This window comes from uncultured Ferrimonas sp., assembly GCF_947489035.1.
Classification (GTDB): Bacteria; Pseudomonadota; Gammaproteobacteria; order Enterobacterales; family Shewanellaceae; genus Ferrimonas.
Genome location: NZ_CANLCI010000087.1, coordinates 1 through 292, shown reverse-complemented (window position 1 = coordinate 292; position 292 = coordinate 1). Strand labels below are relative to the sequence as shown.

Below are 292 nucleotides of genomic sequence, written 5' to 3'. Positions count from 1 at the left end.
GGATGCCGTGGCCCAAGTTGAATACGTGGCCTTCGCCGTGGCCAAACTCGCCCAGAATACGCGCTACTTCCTCTTCGGTGCGTGGGCTCAGAAGGTGAAGCGGACAGCATGTAGGATCAAAAAAGGCTGCCCAAGGGCAGCCTTTTTTGCGTCAGTACCGAACTTATTTGTGGTACTTAACGGATTGCGCGTGAACGGCCTTGATGAAGGCGCCGGCGTGCTCTGGATCGGCAAACTGGTGGATGCCGTGGCCCAAGTTGAATACGTGGCCTTCGCCGTGGCCAAACTCGCC

1 protein-coding gene is annotated in these 292 nt (G+C 57.5%); it reads right to left on the bottom strand.

Annotation, left to right across the window (positions count from 1 at the left end):
- Window positions 1–163: 163 nt before the first annotated feature.
- The coding region (locus Q0796_RS18220) for a uroporphyrinogen decarboxylase family protein (protein WP_298445909.1) at window positions 164–292 on the bottom strand (129 nt) is incomplete at its 5' end.